We start from the raw sequence: 19,122 nt of genomic DNA on the forward strand, positions 1-19,122 counted from the left end.
AACTTCAAATATTTTCTGAAGATCCATATAGCTGTGCTTTCCTTCAAGGTAAAGTCGTACAATGAATATTTTCTGTTCGGCAGAAAAATTAGCCATAAAAAACACCCCGTAAATGTTAGTTTGGTGTCTAACATTTACGGGGCAGTTCATTGACTTCGGCAGTTTTTTTGGATCAGCCTGCGTTTTTAAGCAATTCGTTCGACTTGATGACCGGTGCCCAGAAAGTAACCGGATACATAAATTGGTTCAAATGAGTAAGTTCCTTTTTGTTGGATAATGCAGTGGATAGGAGATAAATGGATTTGAAGGTCAAGTCATTGGCGAATAGGTCCAAAAGCGTCGCTTTCATATTCATGATCGCTTCATGGTTTTGGGTGGAAATCATTAAATCGAGCTGTGGCAGGAACTTATCAAAATGATGGTCAAATTGTTTGAGGTCCTCCATGGTTTTTTGTTCTTCTGTCAAAGAGTTGAGCGAGCTGACAAAATCCCCGTATTGCTCACTTGAATCCCTTTTGATTTTTTCAGTCAATATATCGGTCAGTAATGAAGTAGGCAAATGTTCCATTTTCTGCACCCTCTTATCTATTTTCTATCATTATAATCATTTTAGACGAAAAATTCAAAAAGTTATGATTGGTAATTCTGCTGCCTGCGAGCTGGGATTGAAAAAACACCGTTCGTATCGAACGGTGTCGGATTTATCATCTCTTTTCAATCGCGACAATGAATGGCGGATTGTTTGCTTGGTTGATGAACCCGTATCTCAGGATATGGGCTTTCTGTTGAGGGAAGTTCTCTACATAATCCATCAATGCATCCCGTTCTGCCGATCCTCCTGGATGACCATGGTAAATGACGAGGATGATGATCCCTTCAGGCGCCAGCAGTTCGAACAACTGTTCAATGGCTGATATCGTCGTCTCGGCTTGGGTGATGATTGATTTGTCTCCGCCAGGTAGGTAGCCCAGGTTGAAGATGGCACCTGTGACCTTTCCGGAATGTTCTTTCTTGATATATTTGCTTAAATGTTCATGCCCAGCGTGAATGAGAGTGCAGCGCTTTTGTAAATTCTCGGCGTTCAGTTTTGCCGCTGTGGCTTCGATCGCTTCTTTCTGAATATCAAAACTATAGACATGTCCGTCTGCACCTGTAAGTCCTGCAAGAAAGACGGTATCAAAGCCGTTGCCCATCGTGCCATCTATGGTTATATCCCCGGGGCGGACCGCTTTTTCCAGCAGAATCCTGGCGAAAGGCAAAATTCGATCTAGCTTCATGATTGTACCTCCATGTGATGATTTTTCCCCTGCCAGCTGTTGCGGCGTTTCAGTTCGGCGTCAATGGCATTCAGGACATCCCATTTATTGACGCTCCACATTGGACCGATCATCAAATCGATCGGACCGTCACCCGTAATGCGATGAACGATCATTTCTGGAGGGATTATTTCCAGCTGGTCACATACAAGGCTGACATAATCGTCACGGTCAAGAAACTCGAGCAGGCCTTTTTCATATTGTTTGACCATCGGTGTCCCTTTTAATAGATGAAGTAAATGGATCTTTATCCCCTGCACATCGAGTTTGGCGACTTCACGGGCTGTTTCCATCATCATGCCGTAATCTTCCTGAGGAAGGCCATTGATGATATGGGAGCAGACGCGGATGCCATGTTTGCGCAGTTTATCGACGCCTTCTTTGTAGCAATCGAAGTCATGGGCGCGGTTGATCATCGTTGCGGTCTTTTCATGGACCGTCTGGAGACCCAGCTCGACCCAAAGGTAAGTGCGTTCGTTCAATTCCGCTAAATACTCGACTACATCATCTGGAAGGCAATCCGGGCGTGTCGCGATGGAGAGTCCGACGACACCTTCCTGGGTCAATACACTTTCATATTTCTCGCGAAGCTCTGCCACGGGTGCATGCGTATTCGTGAATGCTTGGAAATAGGCCATATATTTTCCATCTTTCCATTTATGGTGCATCCGTTCGCTGATTTTCTTAAACTGGACGTCCAAGGGTTCAACCCTGCTGCCAGCGAAGTCACCAGAGCCTGAGGCACTGCAGAAGGTACAGCCGCCATGTGCGACGGTGCCATCACGGTTCGGACAGTCAAAACCGCCATCCAGGGCAACTTTAAAGACCTTATGTCCAAAATGTTCTCTCAGGTGGTAATTCCATGTATGATATCGTTTGTTGTCCGTTGCATATATAAACGGGTTTGCTTGATTCAAATCAGCAACCTCCTAAATAAAATAAAGCGCAACATATATTATACAACATTCTCGCAGCTAGGTCTTTTTTTGAAAAATAAGCGTATACTGTATACTTGAAGGCTAAATATTTTGCTGCTATTTCCAGTTTATCTTTGAATGACTATATCCAATCGGGAGCTGATGGACATGACCGGTCAAGTTGAAGAAGCGATCAAACAAATGAAAAAGAAATTAGCCGAAAATAATCAGGTGATCGAAGTAAATGAAGATGGGTTCACATACAAAGCCACTTGCACCTTCAATTCACCTGCTTCGGATGAACAAATTCATTCCTTTGAAAAGAAAACCGGACTGCTTCTGCCTGAGGATTATAAGGAGTTTTTAAAAATAACCAATGGATGCCGTCTGTTCGATAATGTGGAATCAGGCGGGGAAAACGATTTATACAGCTTGGATGATATTATTAATTACACATATGAAAATTCCTACGAGGGATGCTATAAAGTGGCCTGCATTTATCAAGATAATATTGTGATCGATGGGGAAGCCGTCGCCAAAGGCGATAAGGAGTATTTAATGGTAAAAGGCCATATCGATGATTTTGAAGAAGGCGAGAAGCTCCATATGGGCTTTGCCGAATGGATCGAGCAGTTCATTTCCCATCAAGGTGAGAAGTTTTGGGATAAAGGTTGATTGCTCAAAAAAAAATGATAATCCTCCCGTTATTTGCTCAAACTAGAAAAGATGATTCCGTATCATCCAAATGAGACGCGAAGGAGAGGGTTTGAAATGGCAACCAGACAATCCGTCGATCATTTTTTAGAGCAATGTGAAGGGGCTCTCCATTTTGCAGAGTTTGAATTTAACGAGGCCTCACGGCAGGAGCATTATGATGATGAACAATTTCAAAATTCGCAAAGGTATATCGAAGAGGCTTTGACGGATATGGAACGATTGTATGCCAGTTCGAATGACCAGCAACGGGAAATGCTTTCGCGGATGAAGCAGCAGTTGAACGAATTGAGGAATGAAATGATTTTACTGCGACATTAAATGGAAGCAGGGGAGCTATGAATGAATAGCTCCCTTTTTTGCACGAATTTTCCTGAATTCGCATATATAATGAAAAACCTGTCGATAATGTTTATGTACGGCTATTGCAATTATCGGTGAAATTGACTAGAATGAAATAAAATCAATATTCTCATAAAGACTATGATGAGGAATAGTAGCGGTTTAAACCAGTAAAGAGAGTTGACGGATGGTGCAAGTCAACCTGGGACGGTCGCGAACTCGCCTTGGAGTCCCGGGTGTGAATTAATAAGTAATGCCTGGCGTTTTAATCCATGTTACGGATGTTTTAAGCTGGGCGGATTTTAGCTATCGCCAATGTGGGTGGTACCGCGGGAAGATATACATAATCCTCTCGTCCCTATTTTGGGATGAGGGGTTTTTTATTGTTTTTTATACGGAAATTAGGAGGAAATCATATGAGTTTTGACCATAGAAGCATAGAAACGAAATGGCAAAAGTATTGGGAAGGCAATAAGACATTCAAAACGGGTGAAGAAAGCGGCAAACGCAAATTCTACGCGCTGGATATGTTCCCTTATCCTTCAGGGGCTGGTCTTCATGTCGGGCACCCGGAAGGTTATACGGCAAGCGACATCCTGGCACGGATGAAACGGGCACAGGGGTATAATGTATTGCATCCGATCGGCTGGGACGCTTTTGGACTTCCGGCAGAGCAATATGCGATCGATACGGGAAATGATCCAGCTGAATTCACGGAGCACAACATCAATACGTTCCGCCGCCAAATCAAAGCCCTTGGTTTTTCTTATGACTGGGATCGTGAAATAAACACGACAGATCCCGACTATTACAAATGGACGCAATGGATCTTCTTGAAATTATATGAAAAGGGTCTTGCCTATATTGATGAAGTGGCCGTTAACTGGTGTCCTGCACTTGGCACGGTATTGGCGAATGAAGAAGTCATCGATGGGAAAAGTGAGCGTGGAGGCCATCCTGTTGAGCGCCGCCCAATGAAACAGTGGATGCTTCGCATCACGGCGTATGCTGATCGTTTAATCGACGATCTTAATGATGTGGATTGGCCGGAAAACATCAAGGATATGCAGCGTAACTGGATTGGCCGTTCCGAGGGAGCGGAGGTTACATTCAATATCGATGGCTTTGATGAAACATTCACGGTGTTCACGACTCGTCCGGATACGTTATTCGGTGCAACATATGCCGTATTGGCACCTGAACATCCGTTTGTCGATAAAATTACGACAGCTGATCAAAGTGCGGCAGTTGAAGCCTATTTAGATGAAGTGAAACATAAAAGCGACTTGGAAAGAACAGACTTGGCAAAGGATAAATCAGGCGTGTTCACGGGGGCTTATGCGATTAACCCGGTAAACGGCGAAAAAATGCCGATCTGGATTGCCGATTATGTGTTGATCAGCTACGGAACAGGAGCAATCATGGCCGTTCCTGCCCATGATGAGCGAGATTATGAATTCGCAGTAAAGTTCGACTTGCCGATCAAGGAAGTCGTAGCTGGCGGAGACGTAACAAGTGAAGCATATACAGGCGATGGACTTCATGTGAATTCGGAATTCCTTGATGGGTTGAATAAGGAAGAAGCCATTTCGACAATGATCAAATGGCTGGAAGAAAAAGAAATCGGCACGAAGAAAATAACATACCGCCTTCGCGACTGGTTGTTCAGCCGTCAGCGTTACTGGGGTGAACCGATTCCAATCATCCATTGGGAAGACGGCACGATGTCTCCAGTGAAGGAAGAAGAACTTCCATTGATTTTACCGAAAACTACGGACATCAAGCCTTCGGGTACAGGCGAATCACCACTTGCGAACATATCGGAATGGGTGAATGTAACGGATGAAAACGGACGAAAAGGACGCCGTGAGACGAATACGATGCCACAGTGGGCAGGAAGCAGCTGGTACTTCCTTCGTTATATCGATCCGGATAACAAAGAAGCACTTGCCGATCCTGAGAAATTAAAAGAATGGATGCCGGTCGACATTTATATTGGCGGCGCTGAGCATGCGGTGCTTCACTTGCTTTACGCTCGTTTCTGGCATAAATTCCTGTACGATATCGGTGTCGTGCCAACGAAGGAACCGTTCCAGAACCTATTTAACCAAGGAATGATCCTTGGTGAGAATAATGAAAAAATGAGTAAATCCAAAGGGAACGTCGTGAATCCGGATGATATCGTGGAAAGCCATGGTGCCGATACACTTCGCATGTACGAAATGTTCATGGGGCCATTGGATGCTTCGATTGCCTGGTCCACAAACGGATTGGACGGTTCTCGCAGATTCCTTGACCGTATCTGGCGTTTATTAGTCAACGATGACGGGACGATCACAGATAAGATGACAGAGACGGATGACACGGGCAAGCTCGAAAAAGTCTATCATCAAACGGTTAAAAAAGTGACCGAGAACTATGAGGAATTGAAATTCAATACGGCGATTTCACAATTGATGGTATTCATTAATGATGCTTATAAAGCGGATTCGCTTCCTAAGGTGTATATCGAAGGCTTCGTAAAGCTGCTTGCACCAGTTGCACCGCATATCGCCGAGGAGCTTTGGTCTAAACTGGGCCATTCCGAGAGTATCACGTACGGAACATGGCCGGCTTTCGACGAAGCGAAGTTAGTGGATAACGAAGTCGAAATCGTCATCCAAATCAACGGAAAAGTCAAAGCGAAATTAATGGTGCCGACTGACACTACGAGAGAAAAACTGGAAGAAATCGCGATGGGTGATGATTCCATCAAAGAACAAATCGATGGGAAAACCGTTCGTAAAGTGATTGCCGTACCAGGTAAATTAGTCAATATCGTCGCAAACTAAATAAAAATGATTGGAAGCTGTCCCGCATATTTATACTGCTGGGACAGCTTTTTTTCGTGGTAGTGGCTGACCATAGGAAAAAGGTCATGTTAGGATACTCACCGATTTAACTCTATTAGCGATCAATCTGCCAAATGGACATCTACTATCGTCATGAGAGGAAATCGGAACGTAAATAACTTGCTTAATTGGTTCATGCGAATCATTTTTCAGCTCTTTGGCCTAATAAATCAAGCATTTGACATAAAAAAGGGAAAAAAATTGGTTGATAAAATTTTACAGTGTGATAGTTTGGTATAGTACTATATTTTTTTAACCAATTATTGGAGGGAAAACCGTGAAATTTAAGAATGTGAGTCGAATTACGGCGTTTGCACTAATTTTTGCACTGATTTTCAGCTTGATGGTTCCACTGAATTCTCAAGCAGCAGCTGCAACACCCATTGAAAATGTAAAAACGATTAAAAATGGGGACACTCTGGACGGAAAGTTTGAAAAACCGGATGTTCAATGGTACCAAATCAGTCCCACAACAGAAGAAGTACAAAAGTTCTCCCATATTGAGTTCGAAGTCAATTCGGACAAAATCTTGAATATCTCCGTATATCAAGATAAAGAAAAAGCAGAAAAAGATGAGAGCAATTATATTATCTCTTCTTATCCTGATGAAAAAGCTGTAGTCGATTTCCCATATGCTTGGGAAGGCACATATTATGTTAAAGTTGAATATTTCGGCGATACGGATGATGAGGGAAATCCCATCCCGGATGCGGAAAATGTAGCTGAATATTCCATCAATGCGCATTCAGTAACATTGCCGCCATCTGCCGGGGACGAAGGGGAGGAGCTTGAATCTTGCCCGGTTGAAGTCAGTGTAAACGATAAGAAAACAGGAGAATCCATGTTGAAAACACTCCGCGTGTTTAGAGATGAAGTTCTCACGAAGTCGTCTGAGGGACGTACCCTTTCCTCTTTATATTATAAAGCTTCGCCATTCCTGGCCCTCCATCTGGCAGGTAATAAAACGGCAAGGGAAGCCGTTTATAATCACTTAGTCGAGATTAAGCCCCTTATCGAGGATCTTAATGAAAATGGAGCAAGCAGTACGGCAGTCATTAGCAACAAGCAGCAAGAAGCGATCAAGGCCTTATTCAAAAAGTCGGCAGATGTTGCTCCGGCCGGATTGAAAAAGGATATGGACGCCATTGCAAAGAAAATCAATCTTGATAAGCTTGCAGGTGAGAGGATCGTCGATATCGCAAGCAAAGCGGGAATCGAACTTCCTGCTTCGAAAAATGTAAAGAACAAATATATCGTCAAACTTAAACCTGGGAAGTCATTAAGCGCTGTCCAATCCAAGATAAGCGGAAAAGGATATGGAACATTATCGGCACCTAAGCAACAAGAGGTTCTGTATGATGATATGTATGTCGTCGAGTTAAAGAACCAAGCTAAAATGAGCACAGCAGCTCTATCCGGTATCGAAAAACTTCCAGAAGTGGAATATATCGAAGCGGTAAAAACGTACAAAGCACTTTCTGCCGACATTCAATCACCGTATCAATGGTCTTTGAATAACGCCGGTGGGGAAGAAGGCGTAAAGGGAGCGGACATCGATAACGAAAAACTGCAGAACCTTATTAAGAAACGCAATTTAAAAGATACGTTGGTAGCGGTTATCGACACAGGTGTCGATGATTCACTTGCGGATCTACAGAGTGTCGTTGAAATGGAGTCAGGTAAGAATTTCATCGATAAGAAAGAAAAAGCAATCGATGACAATGGCCATGGTACACATGTATCCGGAATCATCGCTGCCAAAGCAGATAACGGTTATTCCATGCAAGGAATCAATCCGGCAGCTAAAATCATGCCTGTGAAGGTCTTGGACTCTTCAGGATTTGGAGACAATGAGAAAATTGCACTAGGCATTAAATATGCCGTGGATCATGGTGCAAAGGTCATAAACCTTAGCTTGGGCGGAGAATATAGCAGGACGATCGAATATGCCTTGAAACATGCCGCTGCCAAGAATGTAATGGTTGTCGTGGCAAGCGGTAATGATGGGATGGAAGGTCTTTCTTATCCTGCATCATCAAAATACGCCATATCCGTCGGTGCAACTAATGCCCTTGATTTAGTATCCGATTATTCCAATTATGGATCGAAGTTGGACATGGTCGCACCAGGGACAGCCATCCCAAGCCTTGTGCCTAACGGGAATGTTACTTACATGGATGGTACATCAATGGCAGCTCCCCATGTTGCGGCAGCTACAGCCTTATTATTATCCGGAAACCCTGGGTTGAAAGTGAATGAAGTAAGGGAAATCCTTCATGAGACATCGGAATATGTCGCTTTTGAAGAAGAAGATAATGTAGACCCTTATGAGGACTATGTACCGGAAGATGGCGAAATCATCATACCGGAAGAAGAACTTCCTGTCGGAAAAGATTTAGTCTCTGGATACGGAAGATTGAATGCGTACAGTGCACTTAGTGCAGTGGACTTGAATGCTAAAGTCAATCTTGTGATGGATACGCAAACAAAACTGACTGGTTCAGCTAAAAAAGGGTCAGTGATCGAAGTGAAAAGCGGAAGCAAAACACTCGGTAAAGGAACGGCGTCAGCCAACGGAACGTTCAGCGTTACGATTCCGGTCCAAAAAGCTGAGCAGCTGCTTACTGTGAATATCTCTGATTCTTCCAAACTAGCAGTATCTTCAATCAAAGTATTCGTGAATAAGGGTGCAACCCCTAACAAGCCAACTGTCAAAGCTTTAAGCGACAAAGATACGTATGTAACGGGTCAATCGCAAGCGGACATGAAAATCTCGATCAAAAATAGTGCCAAAAAAGTGATTGGTTCAGGTAACACGGACAGCAAAGGGAATTTCAAAGTGAAAATCAGCAAGCAAAAGGCCGGAACTAAACTTTCAGTCACGGCTACGGACTTAGCAAAACGTGAAAGCAAGGCGGCAACCGTGACTGTTCTCGATAAAACCGCCCCGGATGCACCGAAAGTGAATGAAGTAAGCGATAAAGCTACTTCAGTAACTGGTAAAGCGGAAATCGGTTCAACCGTTACCGTGAAGCACAGCAATAAAAACATCGGAACGGCAAAAGCTGATAGTAAGGGGAACTTCTCCATTAAAATCAGCAAGAAAAAAGCTGGCTCCGCATTATACGTCTCAGCAAAAGACAAAGCGGGCAATACAGGAAAAGCAGCAAAAGTAACGGTTAAAGATAAAACCGCTCCAGGTACACCGAAAGTGAATGAAGTAAACGATAAAGCAACAAAAGTAACAGGTAAAGCGGAAATCGGTTCAACCGTTACCGTGAAGTACAGCAATAAAAACATCGGAACGGCAAAAGCTGATAGTAAGGGGAACTTCTCCATCAAAATCAGCAAGAAAAAAGCAGGCTCCGCATTATACGTCTCAGCAAAAGACAAAGCGGGCAATACAGGAAAAGCAGCAAAAGTAACCGTTAAAAAATCTAAATAAATAGTAGGTGAAGGCCGTTTAACTACATGTTAAACGGCCTTTTTTTGTGAGCGCGGTGTTTTTGCTATGAGCGTGCCTTTTTCCGAGCTGTGATGCTAGAAAATGATTTGTCATGTGCATTTTCTTCATGATGTCAGATTTGGCATGTCCCATTTTAATTATGAAACTTCACATACTCGCCGTTCGCTTGCAAACGATTCAATGGGATATCGACGAAAAAGTGAAAAAGCCAATCGTGATCGAACTTAAAAAGGGCTATAACGTATATATCGATAAAACGGGAAAAGATGGTTACATATCGAATGAAGGTGATCTGGTATTGGAGAGAGAAATAATGAGGACTGAGTAATTTAAGGTGATTTAATACCAGCTTAATTGAGTGATAAGTTTTCTTAGATTCAAATTCCATGATCGTTTCTTAAAATGATAATATTTATTTACTTCCGAAATGATAAGGAATCAAGCGCAAAAGCGGATTCCTTATTTCAAATGTATATACCGAGGGCGGGATTTTCGAGGGTCCATATATCCACCGGTTATTTGATGTCCGAGAGAGCTCGCAATGACTACTGCTGCAAAGAGGAGGATGATTTTCTTCAAATTAATGATCTTCTTTCCGTTTTATTATTTTTAAAGATTACACCCAAATACCTCTTCCTTCAACCCCTTTTTAAAATGTAGAAAAATTTACTACCATCCTATAACTTGGACTGACTCAACTATCAAATGAGCAAAATCAGTCATCCAATGTTTTTTTTCATCTTTAACCATTAGATGACAAACATTTTTTGATTCTTCAAATGCCTCATTTACTTTCTAGAATTCATAGGGTTTAACGTTCAACTTTTGCAATAGTATCGTGTTAAAACAAACTTGCCCCTGCATTTGTCAGCTCATTTAGTAAATTCACTTCTTAGAAGTTAGACCACATCGTATTCCTTCAACTCGTCCATATGGCTATCACTATCGCCATGAAAATCAGTGGGAAGTGAATGTATGCCTTCCTGATTGCTTGAATAACAAATGCTCGCCAATACTGGCTTGTTATCTTTCTTTATAACGATTTTATCTGGACTGCCCGATACGCTGGCATCCTTCTTTTCGATTTTTTCAGGATAAGTAAACGTATCCGTACCATCATGGTTTTGAATGCTGACGTTGAACATCGATCGTTTTTGATCATCATCCGTTTTCGATGTCGTAAAGATGATTGTCCCATTCTTTTCAATCCCCGTTGTCATGCGTCCCATTTCAGGTTCGACAAGTTTGCCAAATTCATATTTTTCGACCCAGACGGACATCTCCTTGTATGTATCATCCACACTGAAATCGATAAGAAAGGAATGTTCACTTGAATTCTCGAGGATGGCTTTCTCCCTTGCTGTCAGCTCTGGAACTGAAAGGATATTCTCGGATTTTTGATCATCGGCCTTACAAGCAACTAAAGAAAAGGAGAGCAGGGATAGGATGATGGATAAATAGATCTTTTTCATGATTTTCACCCCTTGAACACTAATAACCTAATTAAATCCAATTCTTATATATTATAACATTATAATGAAAAACGGAATCGGAACGCGGCAAAAAAGGCAAGCAATCGGTATGCTTGCCTTTTTTCGCATTTAGAAAGGTTGGGAAAGAGCCTTATTGGCAACATCGACGTCATTTTGAAGCAATTGGTTCAAATCGTAAGCAGGATAGAGGTTTCTTTCATAAAGGTAGTTGAATATCTTGGCATGGGTATCGATGGCTCCATTTAAATGTTTCTTAAATACCTTTCGAAGGGAAGGGGTGGCTGTTTCCGTAATCGCCATTGCGTAATTTTTGATAGATGATTTGGCAAAGCCCAGCAATTCCCCGGCAGCGGCGGCCGATGCGTCATCCCTTGATACATCGTCGTCCCTACCTGTTTTAGGCGTCAACGGGTAAAATTGCAGCAGCTCCATGATGTTTTGGGTAAGGGTGTCGATCGTTTGCTTATATATCGTTTTTAGAATGGGGTCTTTTATTTTTGGATAGGCTTTTTTGAATTTCATAAGGGCATTGGACTGGGCGGCGACCAACTCATGAAGCTCGAGTGTTTCATGCCAAGCAAGATGTGAATGGGTGGGTTGCATGTAAATTCCTCCTGAACGAATAATCTTGATACATTATTCGTTCAGTGGGCTATAGGTAAGTTGTCTAGTGAAATATTTATGGGAAGATCTGTCCCATCTTCAATTTCCATTAACAGTTTTGAAGGCCATGTTTTATTGATATTGTTCGAGAACAGAGAAGAACTTTTTGGCAAATTGGTAAAAAAGTTTTTCTGATGGAGCCAAGTCCCTGTTTTTAGGAGTGATGATGCCGACCGTCCGTTTGACTTCGGGTGTATCGATCGGGATCTTGACAGTGAGTCTTGGAATGACTTCATAAAAGGTACTGTCAGGGAGCAGACTGACTCCGATTCCGGCAGAAACGAGCCCTTTTATGGAATCCATGTCTTCACCTTCCGAGGCGATGTTCGGTGTGAAACCGGCTGCTTTGCACGCTTCGAGAGCGATAGTGTGAAAGATATATCCTTTTGGAAACAAGACGAAGGGATCATTTCTTAAATCACTTAGGCGCACACTCTTCCTATCAGCCAATGGGTGAGTGATTGGCAATAAAGCGGATATGTTTTCCGTGAATAGGATATGACCCTCGATATCTGGATCGTTTGTCGGGATCGGTCCAAGGAAGGCTAATCCGATTTCGCGATTTTTGACAGCTTCCTTTAAAGAGGAATAAGATCCCTGTCTTAAGTGGAAGCCGATATTCGGCTGCTCATCTTTAAAAGCGGAAATGACGGTAGGCAGTAAATGGGTGGAGAGGCTCGTCGGGAACCCGATTTTAATGCTTCCGTGTTCAGGGTCCAAAAACTCCTCAATTTGATATTTGGCATATTCAATCGCCTGTATCGCCGTTTTGGCATGGATCAAGAAAATTTTACCAATTGGGGTTAACTGGATATTCCGGCCGATTTTCTCGAATAAAAGTACGCCAAGCTCATCTTCCAGTCTGGAGATTTGCCGGCTGATTGCTGATTGTGCGATATGCAGGTGTTCTGCGGCTTCTGAGACGTGTTCCCTCTCGGCGACTTCAACAAAATAACGTAATTGTCGTAGTTCCATTTATTCATCCTCCTGCCATTCATCTCAAATTGAGATGGATTCTACTAGAATTATATATTGTTTATATCGATTTGAAAACCTAGAATAAATGTAAGTGACATAACGGTGTAAGAATACGATGGGGGCGATTAATATGACATACAATCAAATACCAAAAGCACGAGGGCTCTACCATCCTGAATTTGAACATGATGCATGTGGGATCGGTTTATACGCTCATTTAAAAGGGCTTGCTACACATGACATCGTCAAACAAGGACTGAATATGCTGTGCCAATTAGATCATCGCGGCGGACAAGGCAGCGATCCCCTTACAGGAGATGGCGCAGGATTAATGGTACAGATTCCTGATGAATATTTCAGGCTGGCATGCCCGGAAATGAATTTGCCGGCAAAAGGACGCTATGGTGTAGGCATGCTCTTTTTCTCTAACAATGATGATGAACGGAATGAAATCGAAGCTCGTTTGAATGCATTTATCGAACAAGAGGGCCAAACGTTATTAGGCTGGAGAACGGTTCCTGTTGATGCAACGAAAATCGGGGAGGTCGGCAAGGAGACATGTCCGACGATCCGCCAAGTATTCATCGGGGCAAGCGTAGAGATGACCGATGATTTAGCTTTTGAGCGTAAATTGTTCGTTATTAGAAAACAAGCTGAAAACTGGGCCCGGGAACGCGGCAATCGTTTTTATTTTGCCAGCCTTTCAAGTGCTACGATCGTATACAAAGGATTGTTGACGCCAGAGCAGGTGGATGCTTTTTATCTTGATCTCCAACAGGAGTCTTTCGTTTCCGCTTTCGCTTTAGTGCATTCCCGCTTCAGTACGAATACTTTTCCTAGCTGGGAACGGGCACATCCAAACCGTTACCTGATCCATAATGGTGAAATCAATACGCTTAGAGGTAATGTGAATTGGATGAAAGCGCGTGAGCAGCAGTTTGTTTCGGAAGCATTCGGGGATGACCTGCAAAAGGTCCTGCCTATTCTGGATATAGACGGCAGTGATTCCTCGATTCTTGATAATGCACTTGAATTCTTCGTGCTTGCCGGGCGTAAACCGGCACATGCGGCGATGATGCTCATTCCTGAACCGTGGACGGAAAATCCGCATATGACGAAGGAAAAGAAAGCATTTTACGAATATCATAGCATGCTCATGGAGCCATGGGATGGACCGACGGCCATATCCTTTACGAATGGCAAGCAAATCGGCGCCATCCTTGATCGAAATGGTTTAAGGCCGGCAAGGTATTATGTAACAAAAGATGATTACATCATTTTCTCCTCTGAAGTCGGCGTGATCGATGTGGAGCCGGAGAATGTATTATATAAAGATCGTTTAAGCCCAGGCAGAATGCTTTTAATAGATTTAGAGGAAGGCCGTATTGTTTCCGATGAAGAGATCAAGTCGGAAATGGCGCAGGAAAATCCATACCAGCAATGGCTGGACGAACAGCTTGTTCAATTAAGTGACGAAGAACCTGTCCTCGAAGGGGAGCCTTTGAGTGATTTATTATTCAGGCAAAAAGCGTTCGGATACACGTATGAAGATGTCCAAAAGTATTTACTGCCGGTCATTAACGAAGGTAAAGATCCACTGGGCAGCATGGGCAATGACATTCCGTTAGCGGTCTTATCAGATCGCCCGCAATCGCTTTTCAACTATTTCAAACAATCTTTTGCACAGGTAACCAACCCGCCGATCGATTCGCTGCGTGAACAGATCGTCACGTCAACGATGACATTTCTCGGTGCGGAAGGAGATTTGCTGAAGCCGGATGAAACGAACAGCCGCCGCATTCAATTGGATTCACCTGTTTTGACGCCAGGTCAAATGCAGCAGTTGAAAGAAAATGCCTATCCTGAATTCAGGAGCAAAGTCATTCACACTTTATTTTCAGAAGATTTAGAGAGTGGACTCGATCGCATCTGCCGTGAAGCGGAACAAGCGATCGCTGATGGTGTCAGCCTTTTGATATTATCTGACAAGGATATGAGCAAAGAAAAAGCTGCGATTCCTTCCCTGCTGGCTGCGAGCGCCCTTCATCAAGAGCTGATCCGCCATGGTAACCGTACGAAGGTGAGCATTATCGTTGAATCGGGGGAAGCAAGGGAAGTCCATCATTATGCATCCCTAATCGGGTATGGAGTGGATGCGATTTACCCGTATCTTGCCTATGAAACATATAAGCAGGCGGTATTGGAAGGCAGTTTGGCCACCAGCTACGAAGAAACGGTAAGGAAATATGTAAGCTCTGTGACAGAAGGCATCGTAAAAGTGATGTCGAAAATGGGGATTTCAACGATTCAAAGTTATCGCGGCGCACAAATTTTCGAAGCGGTCGGAATCGGTGCTGATGTGATCGAACGCTATTTCAGCGGTACGGCATCGCAGCTTAGTGGGATCGATTTGGTAACGATCGCAGATGAAGCGTTGATTCGCCATAGGAAAGCTGCAGCCGATTCCCTTGATGAAACGCTTGAAAGCGGAAGTGACTTTCAATGGAGAAAAACAGGGGAACATCATGCTTTCAATCCTAAAACGATCCATACATTGCAATGGGCGTGCCGGAAAGGCGATTATAATTTATTTAAGCAATATTCAAACTTGGCGAATGAAGAGAGACTCGGGTTTTTACGGAATTTATTCTCGTTCGATCAAAAACGCCAAAGCATTTCAATAGATGAAGTGGAATCCGTGGAATCCATCGTCAGCCGATTCAAAACGGGTGCGATGTCATTCGGTTCATTGAGTCAGGAAGCACATGAAACATTAGCGATTGCGATGAACCGTTTAGGCGGAAAAAGCAATAGCGGTGAAGGCGGGGAGCACCCTAGCCGTTACCAACTTGATGAAAACGGCGATAATCGCCGCAGCGGTATTAAACAAATTGCGTCCGGCCGTTTTGGAGTGAAAAGCCATTACCTTGTTAATGCCGATGAACTTCAAATCAAAATGGCGCAAGGTGCTAAGCCGGGTGAAGGCGGCCAGCTGCCCGGGAACAAAGTATATCCTTGGGTTGCAGAGGTCCGCGGTTCCACACCGGGTGTCGGCCTGATTTCACCGCCTCCGCATCACGATATCTATTCGATTGAAGATTTGGCACAGCTGATCCATGATTTGAAAAATGCGAACCGTGATGCCAGGATCAGCGTCAAGCTTGTGTCAAAAGCAGGCGTAGGCACGATTGCAGCCGGCGTGGCCAAAGGAGCCGCAGATGTCATCGTTATCAGCGGGTACGATGGCGGTACGGGTGCATCACCAAAAACGAGTATCAAACATACTGGTCTTCCTTGGGAGCTGGGTCTTGCCGAAGCACACCAAACATTGATGCTGAATGGCCTGCGCAGCCGTGTTGTCCTTGAAACGGATGGGAAGTTAATGACGGGACGCGATGTGGTCATGGCAGCTATCCTTGGAGCGGAAGAATTCGGCTTTGCTACAGCACCGCTTGTGGTCCTAGGCTGTGTCATGATGCGTGCTTGCCATTTGGATACTTGTCCTGTCGGGGTAGCTACCCAAAACCCTGAACTTCGCAGCAAATTCACTGGAGATGCGGATCATGTCGTGAATTTCATGCGCTTCATCGCTGAGGAAGTCCGGGAAACGATGGCTGAGCTTGGCTTTAGAACACTGGAAGAAATGGTCGGCCGCACTGATGTTTTACAAGTGAGCGAGCGGGCGCAAAACCATTGGAAAGCGAAGCATCTGGACTTGACGACACTTCTTTTCCAACCGGAGGGGATTCGTACGTATCAACTTCCTCAAAACCATAAAATAGAAGAATCTTTGGATATCCGTGAGATTTTACCTGTTGTGGAGCCTGCTTTAAATGACCAAACCCAGGTGGATGTCAGCTTCCCGATTACCAACGTGAACCGTGTGGTCGGAACGATTGTCGGCAGTGAAGTATCCAAACGCTACGGTGAGGAAGGGTTGCCTGAAGATACGATTACACTTCGTTTTACAGGATCGGCGGGCCAGAGCTTTGGAGCGTTCATTCCAAAAGGGATGTCGATGTATTTGACTGGTGATGTGAATGACTATGTTGGGAAAGGCTTATCTGGCGGGAAGATCATTGTCACGGCACCTTCTGGCAATCAGATCGAGGCCGGGGACAATGTAATTGCCGGAAATATCGCCTTATATGGTGCAACAAGCGGCGAGGCCTACATTAATGGCCGTGCGGGAGAACGATTTGCCGTACGGAACAGTGGAGTCAATGTCGTCGTTGAAGGAATAGGAGACCATGGCTGTGAGTATATGACAGGCGGACGCGTGGTCATTCTGGGTGACGTCGGCAAAAACTTTGCGGCAGGCATGTCAGGCGGCATCGCTTATGTACTTGCTGATGATGCAGAAGAATTCAAGGCATTATGCAATGGTGAAATGATAGAATTCGAGACGCTTGATGATATGGGTGATGCCAACGAGGTAAAAGAAATGCTTTACAGCCACCTTCATTATACAGAAAGTGCCAAAGCATCGTATGTACTGGAGAACTGGGAGGATTTCGCCAAGAAATTCGTAAAAGTCATTCCGAAAGATTACAAACGGATGATCAAAAGCATCAATGAGCAGAAGCGTGCAGGGCTAACGGATGAAGAAGCGATCATGAGTGCATTCCAAGCAAATGCCGTTCAAGATAAAAAAATCACTAAACAAGCTGTGATGCAGTAAGAAAGGGGAGAGAAAGATGGGAAAAGCAACAGGATTTATGGATTATCCGCGAGAAAAACCAAAAGACCGGAATCCTCTCACTCGTTTAAACGACTGGAGAGAGTATACAGCTCCTTTCTCTGATGAAAAGTTAAGTACACAGGGAGCGCGGTGTATGGACTGCGCTACCCCTTTCTGCCATATGGGCATGGAATTGAACCGAGTCACTACGGGCTGTCCGATTCATAATCTTATTCCGGAGTGGAATGATTTGGTGTACCGCGGCAGATGGAAAGAAGCATTGGACCGTTTATCGAAAACGAATAATTTCCCTGAATTCACCGGGCGCGTCTGCCCGGCCCCTTGTGAAGGGTCTTGTACGGTAGCGATAAGCGATCCTGCCGTTACCATCAAGAACATAGAACGGACCATCATCGATAAAGGATTTGAAAATGGCTGGATAACGCCTCGCATCCCTGAAAGCAGGACCGGCAAGAAAATTGCCATCATCGGTTCAGGCCCGGCAGGATTGGCGAGTGCCGACCAGTTGAATCAAACAGGTCATTCGGTCACGGTTTATGAGCGCTCAGACCGTGCAGGCGGGCTGTTGACATACGGAATCCCGAACATGAAACTTGAAAAGGATATCGTTGCACGCCGAATCAAATTATTGACCCAGGAAGGCATCGATTTCATTACCAATACAGAAGTTGGCAAAGATATAACAGCCGAAGAACTGAAAGATCAGTATGATGCAGTCATCCTTTGCACAGGTGCCCAAAAGCAGCGTGACCTGGTAATTGAAGGACGTGAGGCATCAGGCATTCACCTTGCAATGGATTACTTGACTACATCGACTAAAAGCCTGCTGGATTCCAATTTTGAAGACGGCAAGTTTATAGACACGAAGGGGAAGGACGTCATCGTAATCGGCGGCGGGGATACAGGAGCTGACTGTGTCGCAACTGCCCTTCGCCAGGGATGTAAGAGCGTCGTACAATTCGGGAAGCATCCGATCCTTCCGACAGCCCGTACATCTGATAATATGTGGCCAGCCTACCCGAATGTCTTTTCCCTTGATTATGCGTATGAAGAAGCGGAAGCGAAATTTGGTGCAGATCCGCGTCAATATTCAATCCAAACAAAAAAAATCGTCGCCGATGAAAATGGCAACGTTAAAGAACTGCACACAATCTCCATGGAAAAAATCAAAGGCGATGACGGAATGTACATTTTCAGGGAAGTTCCTGGAACTGAAAAAGTATGGCCTGCACAATTCGTTTTCATCGCAATCGGATTTGAAGGAACGGAAATGCCGCTATTAACTCAATTTGGCGTAGAAACAGTCAATCAAAAAATTGATGCCGTCTATGGCGAATACAGAACGAATGTCGAAGGGGTTTTCGCTGCCGGAGATGCAAGAAGAGGGCAAAGCCTCATCGTTTGGGCAATCAATGAAGGCCGAGAAGTGGCAAGAGAAGTGGACCGCTACTTGATGGGCGCAACCGTATTGCCTTAATTTCAAAAAAAGAAGTGCCATTATGGCGCTTCTTTTTTTCTGTGGTGGGAAATATGTGCCCGCGAGTAAATGCCCCGAATTCTCGAGTAAAACGCCGAACTCACGAGTAAAAGAGCCGAATTCACGAGTAAAATGCCGAAACTCACGAGTAAATGTACAAAAC

13 protein-coding genes and 1 other annotated feature are annotated in these 19,122 nt (G+C 44.2%); of the genes, 7 read left to right on the forward strand and 6 right to left on the reverse strand.

Annotation, left to right across the window (positions count from 1 at the left end):
• Positions 1-172 precede the first annotated feature (172 nt).
• The 3 genes from AC1DIV_RS22725 to mnmL form a co-directional block, all read right to left on the reverse strand.
• Entirely contained in the window at positions 173-568 is a 396-nt protein-coding gene (locus AC1DIV_RS22725; RefSeq protein WP_063595932.1) for a hypothetical protein, read from the reverse strand.
• 136 nt (positions 569-704) lie between these two features.
• The gene (mnmM, locus tag AC1DIV_RS22730; protein ID WP_252267924.1) at positions 705-1,277 is read right to left on the reverse strand and encodes a tRNA 5-(aminomethyl)-2-thiouridylate-methyltransferase MnmM; all 573 of its coding nucleotides are present in this window, start codon (positions 1,275-1,277) and stop codon (positions 705-707) included.
• On the reverse strand, positions 1,274-2,233 hold the full coding sequence (gene mnmL, locus AC1DIV_RS22735; RefSeq protein WP_048686310.1) for a tRNA modification radical SAM protein MnmL/YtqA: 960 nt from the start codon (positions 2,231-2,233) through the stop codon (positions 1,274-1,276). The genes mnmM and mnmL overlap by 4 nt, the downstream gene beginning before the upstream one ends.
• A gap of 168 nt (positions 2,234-2,401) precedes the next feature.
• Between mnmL and AC1DIV_RS22740 the strand changes: the two genes are divergently transcribed.
• The 5 genes from AC1DIV_RS22740 to AC1DIV_RS22760 all read left to right on the forward strand — a co-directional run bounded on the left by AC1DIV_RS22740 (position 2,402) and on the right by AC1DIV_RS22760 (position 9,974).
• Positions 2,402-2,908 carry an SMI1/KNR4 family protein gene (locus AC1DIV_RS22740; protein ID WP_052137365.1) on the forward strand — a complete coding sequence of 169 codons (507 nt, stop codon included), beginning with the start codon at positions 2,402-2,404 and terminating at the stop codon, positions 2,906-2,908.
• 96 nt (positions 2,909-3,004) lie between these two features.
• Positions 3,005-3,268, forward strand: a complete 264-nt coding sequence (locus AC1DIV_RS22745) for a DUF2524 family protein (RefSeq protein ID WP_034310579.1) — start codon at positions 3,005-3,007, stop codon at positions 3,266-3,268.
• A gap of 153 nt (positions 3,269-3,421) precedes the next feature.
• Positions 3,422-3,652: a binding site (T-box leader), on the forward strand.
• Between the two features lie 53 nt (positions 3,653-3,705).
• Positions 3,706-6,120 (forward strand): leucine--tRNA ligase, encoded by a 2,415-nt coding sequence (leuS, locus tag AC1DIV_RS22750; RefSeq protein WP_161922125.1) that lies wholly within the window; start codon positions 3,706-3,708, stop codon positions 6,118-6,120.
• Positions 6,121-6,457: 337 nt separating this feature from the next.
• Positions 6,458-9,625: an Ig-like domain-containing protein gene (locus AC1DIV_RS22755; protein WP_477577443.1), complete on the forward strand. Its 3,168-nt coding sequence runs from the start codon at positions 6,458-6,460 to the stop codon at positions 9,623-9,625.
• A 127-nt stretch (positions 9,626-9,752) separates the two neighbouring features.
• On the forward strand, positions 9,753-9,974 hold the full coding sequence (locus AC1DIV_RS22760; RefSeq protein WP_340877859.1) for a hypothetical protein: 222 nt from the start codon (positions 9,753-9,755) through the stop codon (positions 9,972-9,974).
• Between the two features lie 571 nt (positions 9,975-10,545).
• Here the strand turns inward: AC1DIV_RS22760 and AC1DIV_RS22765 are convergent.
• From AC1DIV_RS22765 to gltC, 3 genes are all read right to left on the reverse strand, one after another.
• Positions 10,546-11,118: a hypothetical protein gene (locus tag AC1DIV_RS22765; RefSeq protein WP_340877857.1), complete on the reverse strand. Its 573-nt coding sequence runs from the start codon at positions 11,116-11,118 to the stop codon at positions 10,546-10,548.
• Positions 11,119-11,247: 129 nt separating this feature from the next.
• Positions 11,248-11,742, reverse strand: a complete 495-nt coding sequence (locus tag AC1DIV_RS22770; protein WP_048686288.1) for a spore coat protein — start codon at positions 11,740-11,742, stop codon at positions 11,248-11,250.
• Positions 11,743-11,874: 132 nt separating this feature from the next.
• Positions 11,875-12,777, reverse strand: a complete 903-nt coding sequence (gltC, locus tag AC1DIV_RS22775; RefSeq protein WP_063589861.1) for a glutamate biosynthesis transcriptional regulator GltC — start codon at positions 12,775-12,777, stop codon at positions 11,875-11,877.
• Between the two features lie 133 nt (positions 12,778-12,910).
• Here gltC and gltB point away from each other — a divergent pair, with 133 nt between their 5' ends.
• Together gltB and gltD are read left to right on the forward strand one after the other, a co-directional pair.
• Positions 12,911-17,461: a glutamate synthase large subunit gene (gene gltB / locus AC1DIV_RS22780; protein ID WP_340877854.1), complete on the forward strand. Its 4,551-nt coding sequence runs from the start codon at positions 12,911-12,913 to the stop codon at positions 17,459-17,461.
• A gap of 16 nt (positions 17,462-17,477) precedes the next feature.
• On the forward strand, positions 17,478-18,959 hold the full coding sequence (gene gltD / locus AC1DIV_RS22785) for a glutamate synthase small subunit (RefSeq protein WP_340877853.1): 1,482 nt from the start codon (positions 17,478-17,480) through the stop codon (positions 18,957-18,959).
• Positions 18,960-19,122 lie beyond the last annotated feature (163 nt).

The sequence above is a fragment of the Peribacillus sp. 05N428 genome (genome assembly GCF_056397085.1).

What these genes read in the sequence shown, in the direction of transcription:
- AC1DIV_RS22725 (WP_063595932.1), bottom strand. Translation starts at nt 568, where the DNA reads ATGGAACATTTGCCTACTTCATTACTGACCGATATATTGACTGAAAAA.
- mnmM (WP_252267924.1), bottom strand. Translation starts at nt 1,277, where the DNA reads ATGAAGCTAGATCGAATTTTGCCTTTCGCCAGGATTCTGCTGGAAAAA.
- AC1DIV_RS22740 (WP_052137365.1), top strand. Translation starts at nt 2,402, where the DNA reads ATGACCGGTCAAGTTGAAGAAGCGATCAAACAAATGAAAAAGAAATTA.
- AC1DIV_RS22745 (WP_034310579.1), top strand. Translation starts at nt 3,005, where the DNA reads ATGGCAACCAGACAATCCGTCGATCATTTTTTAGAGCAATGTGAAGGG.
- leuS (WP_161922125.1), top strand. Translation starts at nt 3,706, where the DNA reads ATGAGTTTTGACCATAGAAGCATAGAAACGAAATGGCAAAAGTATTGG.
- AC1DIV_RS22760 (WP_340877859.1), top strand. Translation starts at nt 9,753, where the DNA reads ATGATGTCAGATTTGGCATGTCCCATTTTAATTATGAAACTTCACATA.
- AC1DIV_RS22765 (WP_340877857.1), bottom strand. Translation starts at nt 11,118, where the DNA reads ATGAAAAAGATCTATTTATCCATCATCCTATCCCTGCTCTCCTTTTCT.
- AC1DIV_RS22770 (WP_048686288.1), bottom strand. Translation starts at nt 11,742, where the DNA reads ATGCAACCCACCCATTCACATCTTGCTTGGCATGAAACACTCGAGCTT.
- gltC (WP_063589861.1), bottom strand. Translation starts at nt 12,777, where the DNA reads ATGGAACTACGACAATTACGTTATTTTGTTGAAGTCGCCGAGAGGGAA.
- gltB (WP_340877854.1), top strand. Translation starts at nt 12,911, where the DNA reads ATGACATACAATCAAATACCAAAAGCACGAGGGCTCTACCATCCTGAA.
- gltD (WP_340877853.1), top strand. Translation starts at nt 17,478, where the DNA reads ATGGGAAAAGCAACAGGATTTATGGATTATCCGCGAGAAAAACCAAAA.